At 48.2% G+C, this 16046-nt stretch carries 13 protein-coding genes; 6 read left to right on the top strand and 7 right to left on the bottom strand.

The window, feature by feature from the left end; genetic code table 11:
- Window positions 1-14: 14 nt before the first annotated feature.
- Window positions 15-1469, bottom strand: coding sequence for an aminoacyl-histidine dipeptidase (locus tag KDK18_RS10485; RefSeq protein WP_257254847.1), 1455 nt, complete (start codon window positions 1467-1469; stop codon window positions 15-17).
- Between the two features lie 158 nt (window positions 1470-1627).
- Here KDK18_RS10485 and aat point away from each other — a divergent pair, with 158 nt between their 5' ends.
- The 3 genes from aat (at window position 1628) to infA (ending at window position 3402) form a co-directional block, all read left to right on the top strand.
- Window positions 1628-2317 (top strand): leucyl/phenylalanyl-tRNA--protein transferase, encoded by a 690-nt coding sequence (aat, locus tag KDK18_RS10490; protein WP_257254848.1) that lies wholly within the window; start codon window positions 1628-1630, stop codon window positions 2315-2317.
- A 25-nt stretch (window positions 2318-2342) separates the two neighbouring features.
- Window positions 2343-3053, top strand: coding sequence for an arginyltransferase (locus tag KDK18_RS10495; RefSeq protein WP_257254849.1), 711 nt, complete (start codon window positions 2343-2345; stop codon window positions 3051-3053).
- Window positions 3054-3183: 130 nt separating this feature from the next.
- Window positions 3184-3402 (top strand): translation initiation factor IF-1, encoded by a 219-nt coding sequence (infA, locus tag KDK18_RS10500; protein ID WP_252180026.1) that lies wholly within the window; start codon window positions 3184-3186, stop codon window positions 3400-3402.
- 37 nt (window positions 3403-3439) lie between these two features.
- Here infA and clpA read toward each other — a convergent pair whose 3' ends face one another.
- The 3 genes from clpA to KDK18_RS10515 form a co-directional block, all read right to left on the bottom strand.
- The gene (gene clpA, locus KDK18_RS10505; RefSeq protein WP_257254850.1) at window positions 3440-5740 is read right to left on the bottom strand and encodes an ATP-dependent Clp protease ATP-binding subunit ClpA; all 2301 of its coding nucleotides are present in this window, start codon (window positions 5738-5740) and stop codon (window positions 3440-3442) included.
- Between the two features lie 20 nt (window positions 5741-5760).
- Complete coding sequence (clpS, locus tag KDK18_RS10510; protein ID WP_257254851.1) at window positions 5761-6144, bottom strand: ATP-dependent Clp protease adapter ClpS; 384 nt, start codon at window positions 6142-6144, stop codon at window positions 5761-5763.
- 308 nt (window positions 6145-6452) lie between these two features.
- Complete coding sequence (locus KDK18_RS10515) at window positions 6453-8684, bottom strand: NADP-dependent isocitrate dehydrogenase (RefSeq protein WP_257254852.1); 2232 nt, start codon at window positions 8682-8684, stop codon at window positions 6453-6455.
- A 256-nt stretch (window positions 8685-8940) separates the two neighbouring features.
- Here KDK18_RS10515 and mnmA point away from each other — a divergent pair, with 256 nt between their 5' ends.
- The 3 genes from mnmA (at window position 8941) to purB (ending at window position 12240) form a co-directional block, all read left to right on the top strand.
- On the top strand, window positions 8941-10089 hold the full coding sequence (gene mnmA / locus KDK18_RS10520; protein WP_257254853.1) for a tRNA 2-thiouridine(34) synthase MnmA: 1149 nt from the start codon (window positions 8941-8943) through the stop codon (window positions 10087-10089).
- A 92-nt stretch (window positions 10090-10181) separates the two neighbouring features.
- A complete protein-coding gene (gene hflD / locus KDK18_RS10525) occupies window positions 10182-10793 on the top strand; it encodes a high frequency lysogenization protein HflD (RefSeq protein WP_257254854.1) in 612 nt (203 codons plus the stop codon).
- 76 nt (window positions 10794-10869) lie between these two features.
- Window positions 10870-12240: an adenylosuccinate lyase gene (purB, locus tag KDK18_RS10530; protein WP_257254855.1), complete on the top strand. Its 1371-nt coding sequence runs from the start codon at window positions 10870-10872 to the stop codon at window positions 12238-12240.
- Between the two features lie 83 nt (window positions 12241-12323).
- Here purB and KDK18_RS10535 read toward each other — a convergent pair whose 3' ends face one another.
- The 3 genes from KDK18_RS10535 to KDK18_RS10545 form a co-directional block, all read right to left on the bottom strand.
- Window positions 12324-14498: a malate synthase G gene (locus KDK18_RS10535; protein ID WP_257254856.1), complete on the bottom strand. Its 2175-nt coding sequence runs from the start codon at window positions 14496-14498 to the stop codon at window positions 12324-12326.
- A gap of 213 nt (window positions 14499-14711) precedes the next feature.
- Entirely contained in the window at window positions 14712-14843 is a 132-nt protein-coding gene (locus tag KDK18_RS10540) for a hypothetical protein (protein ID WP_257254857.1), read from the bottom strand.
- Window positions 14844-15036: 193 nt separating this feature from the next.
- Window positions 15037-15963: a LysR family transcriptional regulator gene (locus tag KDK18_RS10545; protein WP_257254858.1), complete on the bottom strand. Its 927-nt coding sequence runs from the start codon at window positions 15961-15963 to the stop codon at window positions 15037-15039.
- Window positions 15964-16046: the final 83 nt, after the last annotated feature.

A 16046-nucleotide genomic window follows, 5' to 3' on the forward strand; every position in this document is an offset into this window, starting at 1 on the left:
GCATTATGGGTCAATCAGGCCTCTGGCACGGCTTCCAGTGTTTTTATCAGGTAGTTCCAGAAATTTTCAACCGCCGGAATATGGACTTTTTCGTCCGGTGAATGAGGAAACCGAATGGTTGGACCAAATGAAATCATATCCCAGTTTGGATAGGCACTGCCCAGCAGTCCACACTCCAGGCCAGCATGAATTACTTTAATCTCAGGCTCGTAGCCGAAAAGCTGCTCATGAATGTCCACCATAGTTTTCAAAATAGCGGATTCGTTATTAGGCTTCCATCCCGGGTAAGCCCCCTGCTTTTTGACTTCAGCCCCCATTAACCGGTATAAACCGGCAATGCTCTCGGCATGTTCTTCCCTGGCACTGTCAATCAGGCTTCGCACCATATTTTCAACGGTAATCTGGCCATCTTTTATCTTGATGATCGCCAGATTATTTGACGTTTCCACCACACCTTCCACACTCAGACTCATTCGGTGAACACCATCTGGAGAGACATGCAGGGTATTCAACAACTGACTCTGTTCCGCCCGGGTCATTACCTTCTGAACAGGTTCTGACGCTTGCATAATAAGACTCAGATTTGACTCTACTTCTGCCAGTTCTGCACTGAATACACTCAGGCACTCATCAACAATACGGACCGCTTCTTCGCAACTGTCTGAAGGGATAGCCAGCTGCACAAAGGCTTCTCTCGGGATTGCATTTCTGAGCGTACCGCCGGAGTAGCATGCCACTCTGGCACCTACTTCAGATAACGCTTTCAGTAGCCTCACCATCAGTTTGTTAGCATTACCTCGCTGCAGTTTAATATCAACGCCAGAGTGACCGCCTTTCAGGCCTCTCAGAGAAAGACTGAAACTGCTGTAGCCTTCTTCCAGGTGCTCTTCCCGATAGCTGTGAGAAACAGAAACATCGACACCGCCAGCGCAGCCAACATAGAGCTCTCCTTCGTCTTCAGAGTCCATGTTCAGCATGATCTCACCCTTCATCAAGCCGGGCTGCAGGCCGTGAGCACCGGTCATACCACTCTCTTCATCAACCGTAAAGAGAGCTTCAATTGGACCATGAGGAATATCCGTCGACTCTAGCACTGCCAGAGCGGCCGCAACACCAATACCATTATCCGCCCCCAGAGTGGTTCCTTCTGCAGTAACCCAGTCGCCATCGACGTATGCCTCGATAGGATCTCTGGTAAAATCATGTTCCGTATCTGCGTTTTTTTGAGGCACCATATCCAAGTGACTTTGGAGAACTACTCCACGGCGATTTTCCATGCCCTGAGTCGCTGGCTTGCGGATGATCACGTTGCCCACTTCATCTACCAGACTATCCAGACCAAGACTCTCACCAAACTGCTTTACATAGGCACGAACAGCATCTTCATGCCGGGAGGGGCGGGGAATCTTGCAAAGCGCTTGAAAGTGTCGCCAAATGGGTTGAGGGGATAATTCAACAAGCTGGGTCACAGCTATCTCCTGTTGATGAGAGGTAAGGAGTATATGAAAATAATCTCTGAGAGAACGAGCGCCCATTAGTGAATACACCCATCAAAGACTGAGATTACCGTACCGATCCGTTGAATAGCCGAAAATCTAGTCTATTTTTTAACCCGATTATTGAAATAATGCACAAAACGATTCCTCTACTTGATCCCGATAAACCTCAATTCCCTGCCGTTCATGAGGCTCTGGATTACCCTGATGGTCTCCTGGCGATGGGAGGTAACCTTGCACCTGAAACACTGGCTGAAGCTTACATGAAGGGTATATTTCCGTGGTTCAACGAAGGCGAACCCATTCTCTGGTGGTCTCCCAACCCGAGAATGGTACTTTATCCAGACCAGCTGCACATCAGCCGCTCAATGAAACGTTTTCTGAAAAAGCACCCTTATCGAGTCAGCTTTGATGAAGCCTTCAGTGAGGTGATGACGGCCTGCTCGTCTCCGCGAAACAACCAGGAAGGCACATGGATCATCGAAGAAATGAAAGAAGCCTACACAACGCTTTTTAGAGAAGGTTTGGCCCATTCGGTGGAAGTCTGGTCAGGCGATAAGTTAGCGGGCGGACTGTATGGTGTCGCAATTGACAAAGTATTCTTTGGCGAATCCATGTTCAGTTTCAAAACCAACACCTCAAAGCTTGCAATGATTATGCTATGCAAAGAATTACTGATTAGAAACTTCCATCTGATCGATTGCCAGGTATACAGCCCCCATCTGGAGTCTCTGGGTGCAAGAATGATCAGCCGGGATGCATTTCTCAATGCATTGAAAGACGGTTGCCGAACGCCCGCAACCAGTGCACACTGGAAATAGATAGGGCAATGGACGGCCGAAGCTGATGAGCGCACTTAAAGATATTAAATTCTACGCAACCCAGCCACACAACTGCAGCTACCTGGAGGACAAGCAGGCTATAACATTATTTATGGATCCCGACAAAGATCTGGATCCGGCACTCTACCGACACCTGGCCGACATTGGGTTTCGAAGAAGTGGTCGTCACGTATACAGGCCTCACTGCCAAGGCTGCAATGCCTGCATTCCGGCCAGAGTCGTCGTTAATCTGTTTGACCCGAAACGCAAGCACAAAAAGCTGATCAGAAAAAATCAGGATATCGTAGTCACTCGATCCGAAGCCGAATACGATGATGAAACCTATCAGCTTTACAAAAAATACATCGCCATACAGCATCGCGATGGCGACATGTACCCTCCCTCTATGGAACAGTTTCAGTCCTTCCTCGTAGGTTGTCCTGAATTTTGTTGCTACTACAAATTCTGGCTGGACGAAAAACTGGTGGCTGTTGCTGTCACCGACGAGCTGTCGAATGGACTCTCTGCTATTTATACCTTCTATGATCCTGAAGTCAGCCAAAACAGAAGTCTGGGCAGTTACTGTATTCTCTGGCAGATAGAAGAAACCAAAAAGTTGGGCCTTAAGCACCTTCACCTGGGTTATTGGATCAAAAACTGCAAAAAAATGAGTTACAAAATTCAATACCGCCCTCTGGAAGTCTATGTTAACAACCACTGGGTTACTCTGAAGTAGTTGGCCCACCCCACACTGAGAATAAATTTAGATGGATAAAAGCGGGTTCACTTTGCTTTAAAGTTGGTTTTCAGGCAGAATGCTGCCAGATTTATTCAGCCAACGCTCTATTCCCGAGGTCAAACTTTAAATGGCGAAAGAAGAAAGTCTTGAAATGGAAGGCACTGTCATCGACACCCTGCCTAACACCATGTTCCGTGTAGAACTGGAAAACGGCCACGTTGTGACCGCGCATATTTCAGGCAAAATGCGTAAAAACTACATCCGTATTCTGACAGGTGACAAGGTCAAAGTTGAGCTAACCCCTTATGACCTGACCAAAGGCCGCATCACCTACCGTTCCCGCTGACAGGGGCCCCTCACCCCTGTCCCTCTCCTGGCATTTTTCAGCCCTGCTCACCATCCACTACTTCAAGATCCGAAGCCAGGCTTTTAGCGGGTTCGAACTTCAGGAATAGGCTTCCTTTCTTGACAGTCACGCGAACAAAACCACCGTTCTCAGACAGTTTGCCAAAAAGGATCTGTTCCGCCAGGGGCTTCTTGAGGTGCTCCTGGATAACACGCCCCATCGGACGAGCACCCATCGCGCGGTCATAACCTTTTTCTGCCAGCCACTCACGTGCCTCATCATCAACATCAATCTGAACCATTCTTTCATCAAGCTGTGCCTGAAGCTCTGTCAGGAACTTATCAACAACATGCTTGATGGTATCTTCGGTCAGTGAGTCAAAGGGAATGATAGAGTCAAGGCGATTCCTGAATTCCGGTGTAAAGGTTTTCTTGATAGCTTCCATACCATCTGTCGTATGATCCTGCTCAGTGAAACCAATAGAACTGCGAGTCATGGTTTCAGCACCGGCATTGGTCGTCATAATCAGGATAACATTTCTAAAGTCAGCTTTACGACCATTGTTGTCTGTCAGGGTACCATGATCCATCACCTGCAGAAGCAGGTTAAACACATCCGGATGCCCCTTCTCAATTTCATCGAGCAACAGAACACAATGAGGTGTCTTATTGATCGCTTCTGTCAAAAGACCACCCTGATCGTACCCGACATAACCCGGGGGAGCACCAATCAGCCTTGATACTGTATGAGCTTCCATATACTCCGACATATCAAAACGAACCAGCTCAACCCCCATGGACTTGGCCAGCTGACGACAAACTTCTGTTTTACCTACACCTGTCGGCCCAGAGAACAGGAAAGCCCCTACCGGTTTATCAGGTGCCTTCAAACCAGCACGTGACAATTTAATCGCGGTTGAAAGAGAAACAATTGCTTCATCCTGACCGAAGACCACCATCTTGAGATTCCTTTCAAGCTTGGAGAGCAACTCTTTGTCAGAAGAAGAGACAGATTTAGGCGGAATCCGGGCAATCTTGGCAACAATACTTTCGACATCGCCCACCTCAATGATCTTCTTGCGCTCTTCTTCTGGTAACAGACGTTGGTAAGCTCCAGCCTCATCAATAACATCAATTGCTTTATCAGGCATATGACGATCGTTGATATAACGATTGGCCAACTCTGCTGCGGCTTTCAAAGCATCATCCTTGTATTCAATAGTGTGATGCTCTTCAAAGCGGCTCTTGAGGCCGCGGAGAATATCGATGGTATCTTCAACACTCGGTTCACTGATATCCACTTTCTGGAAGCGACGGGCCAGAGCACGATCCTTTTCGAAAATACCCCGGAACTCCTGAAATGTCGTTGAACCAATGCAACGAAGATCACCGGAAGTCAGAAGCGGCTTTAAGAGATTAGAAGCATCCATAACACCACCGGATGCAGCACCTGCACCGATAATGGTGTGAATCTCATCAATAAAGAGAATGGCGTTATCGAGCTTTTTAAGTTCGCTGAGCAGCTTTTTGAATCGCTTTTCAAAATCACCACGGTACTTGGTTCCCGCCAACAAGGAGCCGAGATCCAGGGAATAAACCACCGCTCTGGAGAGCACTTCAGGCACTTCTCCGTCCACTATTCTTTTTGCCAGACCTTCAGCAACGGCTGTCTTACCAACACCAGCTTCGCCAACCAGTAGAGGATTATTTTTACGACGGCGTGTCAATATCTGGGAAACACGCTCAACCTCTTCTGCACGACCTACCAGCGGATCGATCTTACCCAGACGTGCCTGCTCATTCAGGTTGGTAGCATAATTCTTAAGCGGGTCTTTTCCGGCAGATTCGGGGTCGGTGTTTTCCTCCATGAGTTCACCACCCAATTCTTCCAGCTCATTACCAGGCATTTTGGAAATACCGTGAGCGATATAATTCACGACATCTATTCGGGCAACGTCCTGCTGCTTCAGAAAATAAACTGCCTGACTCTCCTGCTCACTGAATATTGCGACCAGAACATTAGCACCAGTGACTTCTTTTTTTCCTGAACTTTGCACATGAAAAACAGCTCGTTGCAGAACTCTCTGAAAACCGAGAGTGGGTTGGGTTTCTCGCTCTGTATCATTGGCAGGTATTAATGGGGTTGTTGAATCAACAAACTCAATCAACTCCTTACGCAGCTTTTCGGTCTGCACACCGCAAGCTAACAATACTCGGGATGCGGATTCATTATCAAGCAGTGCTAGGAGCAGATGTTCTACGGTCATGAATTCATGCCGCTTGCTTCTTACATCACGAAAAGCACTGTTAAGAGTCAGTTCGAGGTCTTTATTGAGCATATGATATTACCCTGAGAACACTAATCGGCCTTAATTGTTTTGCACAACAGGGGATGCTGGAATTCTCTGGAGTACTCGTTGACTTGCCGGGCTTTGGTTTCAGCCACATCCTTGCTGAATAATCCACATACAGCCTTGCCTTGCGTATGAACCATCAGCATGACCTGTGTCGCCTGTTCACTATTCATGCTGAAAAATTTCTCCAGGACCTCAACCACAAAATCCATCGGTGTAAAATCATCATTCAAGAGCAGTACCTGATACATAGCGGGCGGTTTGACTCTGGCTTTAGCTGGTGCCAGTGCGACATCATGATCGCCTTCCTGCTCTGTCCCTTCATTTTCTAAGCTTAGACGAAGCCACTCAAAATTACTCATGTATTGATGAACTGCTATCTGCTGCATTGCACTCGCTTCCAGGTGAATTTACAGCTTAATTAACCAGGCTCTGGACCGCCTGTAACCAGGTGTCGAGACGTACAAACGTCAAAAGCACAACGCCCTGACCTCCATTCTAAACACGCTGAGAGCAAAGAAAAACTATTTACTTCAATCGTCATCTCAAAAGCTATTGACTTCGTTAATACCATCGACTGACAGCCGAAATAAAACAGACAAAGAATCAGAAAAATAATCAGTTGATCTGACAGGCAAAAAAATGACCACAGTGAAAGTCTGCAGCCATTTTTTATGCACAGAAAGAAGATCAAAAACTAAATCAGACCATCAATTGCTGCATTAAAGGTAGCGCTTGGACGCATGGCTTCAGTGACTTTAGCTGGAGCCGGTTCATAGTAGCCACCCAGATCAACAGCACCACCCTGGCAAGCTGTCAGTTCTGAGACAATCTGCTCTTCTTTCTCAACAAGCTCTTTTGCCAGAACGGAAAACTTACTGCTGAGATCCTGATCCGCCTCCTGCGCCTCTAGTGCTTCTGCCCAGAACTGAGCCAGGTAAAAATGACTTCCGCGGTTGTCCAGCTCTTTCACTTTTCTCGAAGGTGACTTGTCAGCATCCAGATATTGACCAATTGCAGCGTTCAATGTGTCAGCCAAGATCTGGGCCCTGATATTTCCGGTTTTAACCGCAATGTCTTCAAGCGATACAGCGATAGCCAGAAATTCGCCCAAAGAGTCCCAACGCAGGTGATTCTCTTTAACAAACTGTTGGACGTGCTTGGGCGCAGAACCGCCAGCACCGGTCTCGAAAAGACCACCGCCAGCCAGCAGAGGTACGATAGAGAGCATTTTGGCGCTGGTCCCCAGCTCCAGGATCGGGAACAGGTCGGTCAGGTAATCTCGCAAAACGTTACCGGTTACGGAAATGGCATCTTTACCCGCCTGAATAGTTTCCATGCTGAGGCGGCAAGCCTCTACCGGAGACAGAATACGGATATCCAAGCCCTTAGTATCGTGAAACTTCAAGTATTCGTTAACCTTGGCAATCAGGTTGGCGTCGTGAGCACGGTTTTGGTCCAACCAGAACAGAGTCAAAGCACCTGTTGCTCGGGCACGGTTAACAGCCAGCTTGACCCAATCGCGAATCGGCGCATCTTTGGTCTGACACATTCTCCAGATGTCACCCTCTTCAACATTGTGCTCAAACACTGTGCTGCCGGACTCTTCTACAACACGGATAATGCCGTTTGCAGGCGCCTTAAAGGTTTTGTCATGAGAACCGTATTCTTCTGCTCTCTGAGCCATCAGACCTACGTTGGAAACATTGCCCATGGTGGCAACATCGAAAGCACCGTTTTTCTTACAGAAATCGATGACCTCCTGATAGATGGCTGCATAGCAACGATCAGGAATCATGGCTTTAGTGTCATGCAGCTTGCCATCGGGACCCCACATCTGACCTGAAGAGCGCAAGGCGGCAGGCATAGACGCATCGATAATGACATCGTTCGGTACGTGCAGGTTAGTGATACCCTTATCGGAATCTACCATTGCCAACTCAGGACGGGTGTTGTAGACAGCCTGAATATCCGCTTTTACTTCTTCCTGTTGGTCAGCAGGTAGTTTGGCAATCTTGGCATAAACGTCACCGAGACCGTTGTCTGGATCAACACCCAGCTCTGAAAATAAGGTAGCGTGCTTCTCAAACACATCTTTAAAGAAGACTGTGACTGCATGACCAAACATGATCGGGTCAGAAACCTTCATCATGGTGGCTTTGAGGTGCAGTGACAGAAGAATATCCTGCTCTTTAGCTTCCTGAGCAGAAGATTCATAGAATGCTCTCAAAGCCTTCACACTCATGAGAGCACTGTCAATAACTTCACCAGCCAGCAGGCTCGTGACCGGTTTCAGTACAGAAACAGAGCCGTCCTCGCCAACAAATTCTATTCTTACATCTGTTGCCTCGGGCATAACAGCTGACTGTTCACTGGAGTAGAAGTCACCGCTTTGCATGTGAGCAACGTGAGATTTAGAATCAGCAGACCAGACACCCATAGAATGAGGGTTATTCTTCGCATACTCTTTGACAGGAGCTGCAACACGGCGATCTGAATTCCCTTCACGGAGAACCGGGTTTACCGCACTACCAAGCACCTTAGCGTAGCGAGCTTTGATCGCTTCTTGTTCAGCATTCCCAGGCTCTACAGGAAAATTCGGAATGTCATAACCGTGCTCCTGAAGCTCTTTGATCGCGCCCGTAAGTTGCGGAATAGAAGCACTGATATTTGGCAACTTGATGATGTTTGCCTGAGGCACCTTGGCCAGTTCACCCAGCTCAGACAGGGCATCACTCTGTTTTTGTTCTGAACTCAGCTTCTCAGGAAAATTAGCAATGATTCGACCAGCCAGTGAAATATCTTTGGTTTCAACAGCTACGCCAGCGGCTCGGGTAAAAGCCTTGATGATTGGGAGCAGTGAATAGGTGGCTAAGGCGGGAGCTTCGTCGGTAATAGTGTAAATAATTCTGGTTGTATCTGTTGTCATGTTATCTCCAAAAAACAACTGGCTGTGGTGCCTCTGCGGAGGGGTTTAAGTGGAGTTTGACGACCACTATTTATCACTTTATTTGCACAGCCCCGTAACGCTTTTGACGTTATCGCCTATAAGATATACCAATGAGCGTAAGGAATAAATGTAGTTTTGCTACACAATCTTCTGTTTGCGCATCGAAAGACTCTATAGAAGTGAATTTGCCGGACAGGTACAATGCCCGGCTTCCTGATCCAGCCATACAGTAACCATGATAGACACTTGTACCAATTTTTCTGAAAAAAGCTTCAAGGACACCCGTGTAATCGTGGGCATGTCCGGTGGTGTAGACTCATCCGTATCTGCACTTCTGCTCAAAGAGCAGGGTTACCAGGTAGAAGGCCTGTTCATGAAAAACTGGGAGGAAGATGACGGCACTGAATACTGTACAGCCATGACCGATCTGGAAGATGCTCAAGCCGTTTGTGACAGAATCGGCATTAAACTCCATAAAGCTAATTTCGCTGCTGAGTACTGGGACAACGTCTTCGAGCACTTCTTGCAGGAATACAAGGCCGGACGTACCCCTAACCCTGACATCCTCTGCAACAAGGAGATAAAGTTCAAGGCTTTTCTGGATTATGCCCAGACACTGGAAGCTGACTATATCGCCATGGGCCACTACGCTCGCAGCGACAGCACTAATGGTCAGGCTTGTCTAAAAAAGGGTCTTGACACCAACAAAGACCAAAGCTATTTCCTGCATCAGGTTGGCAGCAAACAGCTGGCCAGAACCCTGTTCCCAGTGGGAGAAATAGCAAAGCCTGAAGTTCGCCGCATTGCAGAAAAACACGGTCTAACCACCCACAACAAGAAAGACAGTACCGGCATCTGCTTTATTGGTGAACGCCGCTTCCGTGACTTCCTGAAACAATACCTTCCGGCTCAGCCAGGTAGCATTGCGACCGATCAGGGTGAAATAATTGGCGAGCATTTGGGCTTGATGTACCATACCATTGGCCAAAGACAGGGCCTTGGCATTGGTGGACTGAAAGGCGCTTCAGAATCCCCCTGGTATGTCGTTGATAAAGACCTTGAGAACAATCGGCTAATCGTTGCACAGGGCAATAATCACCCCATGCTGTTTTCAGAAGCCCTGACTGCTTGTGAAATATTTTGGATCGCAGGTTCAGCGCCCGAACTGCCAGCCAGGTTAACCGCCAAAATCCGCTATCGCCAGCAGGACCAGGCCTGCCGCCTTGAGCAAAAGACAGACGGAAGATATTTTGTGATTTTTGACAAACCCCAAAGAGCAGTTACCCCGGGACAATCTGTCGTTTTTTACCAAAATGATATTTGTCTGGGCGGCGGAGTCATTGAAACCAGGCACCACTCTCTGAGTGAAGCCCACATTCAATAAGCCATCAATCGGTTCTACGAATTCAACTCTCCAAATCCGGGAGCAGGCGACCTTCCGGATAGAGAAAGCACGCATAAGGTAGAGAAACTCAGGTGCAATACACAACAAAGGAACAGGCAGCTGCCCTCTCAGCCATTTTCCAGGCTGCTGGCCTTGTAGAACGTCTGGCCAAAAGCGGGCAAATCAGTCAAGAGTCGCTGGAGCCGCTGATTGGCAGCCTGTTTGTCACCACTCCTGACCGTGTCGAAGATGTCTTCAATGGCTACCAGAGTCTACTCGCTGGCAGAAAAATTCTAAACGACGTCCTCCAGCGTCAGGCCGACGCAATCCAGGCCGACACCGTCCGCTACGCACTGACCCTGATACACCTCGAACGCAAACTTTCCCGCAATCGCAATATGCTGAGTAAGATTTCCCAGCGCCTGGAGCGCTGCAAGGAACAGGCCAACCACTTTGGCATCCTTCATGAGAATGTAATTGCCAACCTTGCCAGTATTTATCTCGATACCATCAGTACTTTTAAAACAAGAGTACAGGTTTCAGGCGATATCCAACACCTGCAAAACCCTGGCAATGCTGACAAGATACGCGCCATTTTATTTGCCGGGATACGGTCAGCCATCCTGTGGCGCCAGACAGGTGGTAGCCGTTGGCAGTTATTATTCAGCAGAAAAAAACTATTGAATGGCTTGAATCAGCTATAACCGAATCATCCACCCTGCATCGTTGGCGGTTTTCCGTTATGATGCGCCCTTTCTACGAGCATAAGGCATGTTAAACATGGAGCTGTCTGCACTGACTGCTGTTTCCCCCGTCGACGGTCGCTATGGGGACAAAACCCAAAGCCTGAGAAGCATTTTCAGTGAGTATGGCCTGATCCGCTTCCGGGTAACTGTTGAAGTTAAATGGTTACAGGCACTGGCCAGTCACCCCGAAATCTGTGAAGTTCCGGCGCTTTCCAACGAAGCTAGCGCCCTCCTGGACCAGTTGATCGACAACTTTTCCCTTGAAGATGCCCAGCGCGTCAAGGAAATTGAGCGCACCACCAACCATGATGTTAAAGCCGTTGAGTATCTGATCAAAGAAAAGGTACAAGATGACAACGAATTGTCTGCTATCAGTGAGTTTGTTCACTTTGCCTGCACTTCCGAGGACATCAACAACCTGTCCCACGGACTGATGCTGAAGACCGGCATGGAACAAGCGGTACTGCCGCCGATGCAACAAATCATCAAAGAAATCGAAAACCTTGCTTATCAGCATAGCGATCAACCGATGCTGTCCCGCACCCACGGACAAACAGCCTCTCCCACTACGCTTGGCAAAGAGATGGCAAACGTAGCCTACCGTCTACGCCGTCAGGTTCAGCAAATAATCCGGATCACCCCACTGGGCAAAATCAACGGCGCCGTAGGTAACTACAATGCTCACCTGTCCGCCTACCCTGAAGTTGACTGGCAGCATCATGCTGAAAAGTTTGTCACCAGCCTGGGCCTGGAATGGAACCCCTATACCACCCAGATTGAGCCTCACGACTACATCGCTGAACTTTTTGATGCCATTTGTCGCTTTAACACCGTCCTGATCGATTTTGATCGTGACATTTGGGGGTACATCTCTCTGGGATACTTCAAGCAGAAAACCGTGGCCGGCGAAGTAGGCTCTTCTACTATGCCCCACAAAGTCAATCCAATTGACTTTGAAAACTCTGAAGGCAACCTGGGCATTGCTAATGCCGTCATGCAGCATCTGGCAATGAAACTGCCTGTTTCCCGCTGGCAGCGTGACCTGACAGACTCAACCGTTCTGCGCAACCTGGGGGCCGGCCTGGGTTACAGCCTGATTGCCTACGCTTCCACTCTGAAAGGTATTGGCAAGCTTCAGGCCAATGCCGACCGTCTGAATGAAGACCTGGATAATGCCTGGGAAGTTCTGGCAGAACCTATCCAGACCGTCATGCGCCGCTATGGCATCGACCAGCCTTACGAAAAACTCAAGGCTCTGACTCGTGGTCAGGACGGTATCACCCGGACGACTCTGGAAACCTTTATTGATGAGCTGGACATGCCAACTGAGGTAAAAGCAGAACTGAAGAAGCTGACACCTGGCAACTATTTGGGTAACGCAGCCACTCAAGCCAAAGCAATCTGATCTGACGATAGCGAAGTGAAGCAGACTGTTTCAAATCAACAAAGCCCTCAGTTGAGGGCCTTGTTGATAACCGTTCAGCTATTTCATTTTGCAGCGGCTTTAAACTCACGCCTTCTCGCATGCAGCACCGGTTCAGTGTAACCATTGGGCTGCTGACAACCTTTCAAGACCAGCTCGCACGCCGCTTTAAAAGCGACACTGGCATCATAATCGACAGCCATAGGGCAGTACTCAGGATCCCCGGCATTCTGCTCATCGACTACTTTAGCCATTCGCCTCAAGGCATCCATTACCTGCTCCTCAGAGCAAACACCATGCCTCATCCAGTTAGCCATATGCTGACTGGAAATGCGCAGTGTTGCACGATCTTCCATCAAGCCTACATCATGGATATCTGGCACTTTTGAACAACCCACACCCTGATCTACCCAACGAACGACATAACCGAGAATACCCTGGGCATTGTTGTCCAGCTCCTGCTGAATCCTATCTTCTGTCAGAGAAGACCTGTCCTGCAGCAGAGGTATAGTCAGAAGATCATCCAGACTCGCTCTCTGACGCTCAGCTATAGACTCCTGAACTTCAATGACAGATACGGAATGATAGTGTGTTGCGTGCAGCGTCGCGGCATTAGGTGAAGGCACCCAGGCCGTATTCGCTCCTGACTGGGGATGTCCGATTTTAGTCGCCAGCATCTTGGCCATTTCATCCGGCATAGCCCACATACCTTTACCAATCTGGGCTCGACCGGCCAGACCACAATCAAGACCTACTTCAACATTTTGATCCTCGTAGGCATTGATCCAGGCAGACTGCTTCATCTCACCTTTTGGAATCATTGGACCAGCTTCCATACTGGTGTGAATTTCATCTCCGGTACGATCAAGGAAGCCTGTATTAATAAAGACTACGCGATCTCTGGCAGCCCGGATACAAGCTTTGAGATTAACAGAAGTACGACGTTCCTCGTCCATTATACCAACTTTCAGGGTATTCTCCCTCAGACCCAAAACCTCCTCAATCTTACCAAACAACCTATTGGTGAAGACTACCTCTTCAGGTCCGTGCATTTTTGGCTTAACAATATAAACACTGCCCGTGCGAGAGTTTCTGATACCTTTCTGCTTTTTAAGATCGTGTATGGCAATCAGTGAAGTGAACATGCCGTCCATAATGCCTTCCGGAATCTCATTCCCCTGATGATCCAGAATGGCATCAGTGGTCATCAGGTGTCCGACATTTCGAACAAACATCAGGCTCCGACCGTGCAGAGAAAACGCTTCACCTGCAGGGGATGTATAGTTGCGATCAGCCACCAGCTTGCGAGTTAAGGTTTTGTCACCTTTAACAAACGTTTCCTGCAAGTCAGCTTTCATTAATCCGAGCCAGTTCCGATAAACCAGTGCTTTATCCTCGGCATCTACGGCAGCCACGGAATCTTCACAATCCATGATGGTTGTAAGAGCTGCTTCTACCACCAGATCTTTCACCCCAGCAGCATCGGTCACCCCAATTGGGGATCGACGGTCAATTTGAATCTCAATATGGAGGCCATTGTTTTTGATCAGAACGCTGCCGGGATCATTTTCACTCCCTGTGTAGCCAACAAACTTTTCAGGCTGAGCCAGCGCCGTGACACTACCATCTCCCAGAGAAAGTGCCAACTCGCCTTCCTTAATAGCATAACCAGTTACCTCGGAATGATTTCCTTTGACCAGAGGTGCCGCCTGATTAAGCAACGCCTTACCAAAAGCAATGACCTTCTGCCCCCGGACGGGGTTGTAGGCCTTGCCGCGTTCAGCACCATCATTTTCCGGAATAGCATCGGTACCATACAGCGCGTCGTAAAGGCTTCCCCAACGGGCGTTCGCTGCATTCAGGGCAAAACGAGCATTCATCACTGGAACAACCAGCTGAGGTCCGGCCTGAGATGCAATTTCTGTATCAACATTTTCCGTCGCAATCTCAAAGTCTCCGCCTTCAGATTGTAGATATCCAATTTCCAACAAAAACTGTTTATAGGCAGAAGGATCATGTGGCTGCTGCTTATGCTCTTTGTGCCACTGATCAATTTGATTTTGCAGAGCTTCTCGCCTCTGCAGCAGAGCCCTGTTTTCAACGACGCACTCATCCAAAACACGCTCAAAACCTGACCAGAAGGCCTCTGGAGTCACTCCAGTGCCCTCGATAGCTTCAACCAAAAGATTGTGGATAGGGGCCGCTACCTGCAAACCTCCGATCTGAATACGATCAGCCATACGCCTTCCTTCTACACGCTGTTATTCTTGAGACAAACCGCCCGATTTCAGCAAAAAACCCGACAGCTCAAGCCTGACACTATTCTGTTTGAACCGACAAGTGATGACCAATTCAACTCAGTTATATATGATATTTTTTCAATAAATAGCAATTATTAACAAAGCTTATGCACAGAAAAGCCGCACAATGGCGGCCTTTCTACATTCCGGGACTTAATCGTCCGGATGGGATTCCTGCTTTTGCTCGGCAATGATCAGGTAGTAGCTTTCTGATGTATTCTCAATGCACTCATCAGCCACTGCGAAGAGAGTATGCTCTGTGTCCAGTTGTGTTAACCAGTTCATTTTGTTTTACCTTTCGGTGAGTCTCGTGTAGGTGCGATCAGGATTTCGACAGGCAGAACAGTCAACAAGCCTTCATCGCTCAGAGGCAGTCAAAGATTAACACCAGTTAACATGATATTCCATACAATGCGGTGAATTATTTCACACAAATTATCATATGTTATCAAGCAGACTCAGCTTCTTGATGAGATTGCTAAGTAGTCGCTTTGATAACCTGCCGTAACCAGTTGTGCCCTGCATCGTGATGCAACAAAGGACTCCAGGCCATACGAAGCTGGATAGCTGGAATCTCAAACGGAGGCGGCAAAACCACCAACTCATCTTCATGACGGTGTAATTCAGCCAACTTACTGGGCAGAGTCGCAATAAGGTCATTTTGAGAGGAAAGCAACATGGCTACCTGATAATGCCTCGTCAGAACCCTGATATCACGTTTGTGACCGATTGCCGACAGTGCCTCATCAACCCACCCGAGTTGCTGAATATCTTTTGGATCAATACCCACCCCAACACCCATACCTGTTTTACTTGCCCAAATATGCTGGGCAGACAGATAACTCTCAAGAGTGAAATTATTAATAACCGGATTGTCCCGACTCAGAACACAGGAAAAAGAGTCTTCCCAGATCAGTGACTGATGAAAAGATTGCGGCATATGACTGAAGCGGTTAATGGCCATATCAACACGACCATGTTCCACATCATGAAAGGTCACATCACTGGGTGTGAGAATATCAAGGGTGATGCCCGGAGCCTCAGACCTGAGCTTTTTTAGCACCATCGGGATCACTGTAGATTCAGAATAATCACTGGCCATAACACGAAACACTCTGGAACTTTCTCCGGGATTAAAAGCATCCCTGGGCAGGACAGCCTGCTCCAAAAGTTTCAGGGCGTCTGCAATCTGAGGTTTCAGGGCGAGAGCCCTCTCTGTAGGCGACATACCCTCACTGGTTCTTACCAACAAAGGGTCATTAAACAGACTTCTGAGTCTTTTCAACCCATTACTCATAGCTGGCTGGGTTATGCCCAATTGCTCAGCCGCTTTGGTGACACTTCTTTCTCGCAGAAGCACATCCAGATACACTAGCAGGTTCAGATCGACACGAGCCAAGTTCATATTTTTTGTTTACATCCTGAAGCGGTTCGCCAGACGGCCAAGAATAGAGATATCCCCGCCACAAAGTCAAACAATCGCTTGAT

The sequence above is a fragment of the Endozoicomonas sp. SESOKO3 genome (genome assembly GCF_024606255.1).

Bases quoted from the DNA above. Each gene is read 5' to 3' on its own strand.
- KDK18_RS10515 (WP_257254852.1), bottom strand. From the start codon at position 8,684: ATGACAACAGATACAACCAGAATTATTTACACTATTACCGACGAAGCT.
- mnmA (WP_257254853.1), top strand. From the start codon at position 8,941: ATGATAGACACTTGTACCAATTTTTCTGAAAAAAGCTTCAAGGACACC.
- clpS (WP_257254851.1), bottom strand. From the start codon at position 6,144: ATGCAGCAGATAGCAGTTCATCAATACATGAGTAATTTTGAGTGGCTT.
- purB (WP_257254855.1), top strand. From the start codon at position 10,870: ATGGAGCTGTCTGCACTGACTGCTGTTTCCCCCGTCGACGGTCGCTAT.
- aat (WP_257254848.1), top strand. From the start codon at position 1,628: ATGCACAAAACGATTCCTCTACTTGATCCCGATAAACCTCAATTCCCT.
- KDK18_RS10545 (WP_257254858.1), bottom strand. From the start codon at position 15,963: ATGAACTTGGCTCGTGTCGATCTGAACCTGCTAGTGTATCTGGATGTG.
- KDK18_RS10535 (WP_257254856.1), bottom strand. From the start codon at position 14,498: ATGGCTGATCGTATTCAGATCGGAGGTTTGCAGGTAGCGGCCCCTATC.
- infA (WP_252180026.1), top strand. From the start codon at position 3,184: ATGGCGAAAGAAGAAAGTCTTGAAATGGAAGGCACTGTCATCGACACC.
- KDK18_RS10495 (WP_257254849.1), top strand. From the start codon at position 2,343: ATGAGCGCACTTAAAGATATTAAATTCTACGCAACCCAGCCACACAAC.
- KDK18_RS10540 (WP_257254857.1), bottom strand. From the start codon at position 14,843: ATGAACTGGTTAACACAACTGGACACAGAGCATACTCTCTTCGCAGTG.
- clpA (WP_257254850.1), bottom strand. From the start codon at position 5,740: ATGCTCAATAAAGACCTCGAACTGACTCTTAACAGTGCTTTTCGTGAT.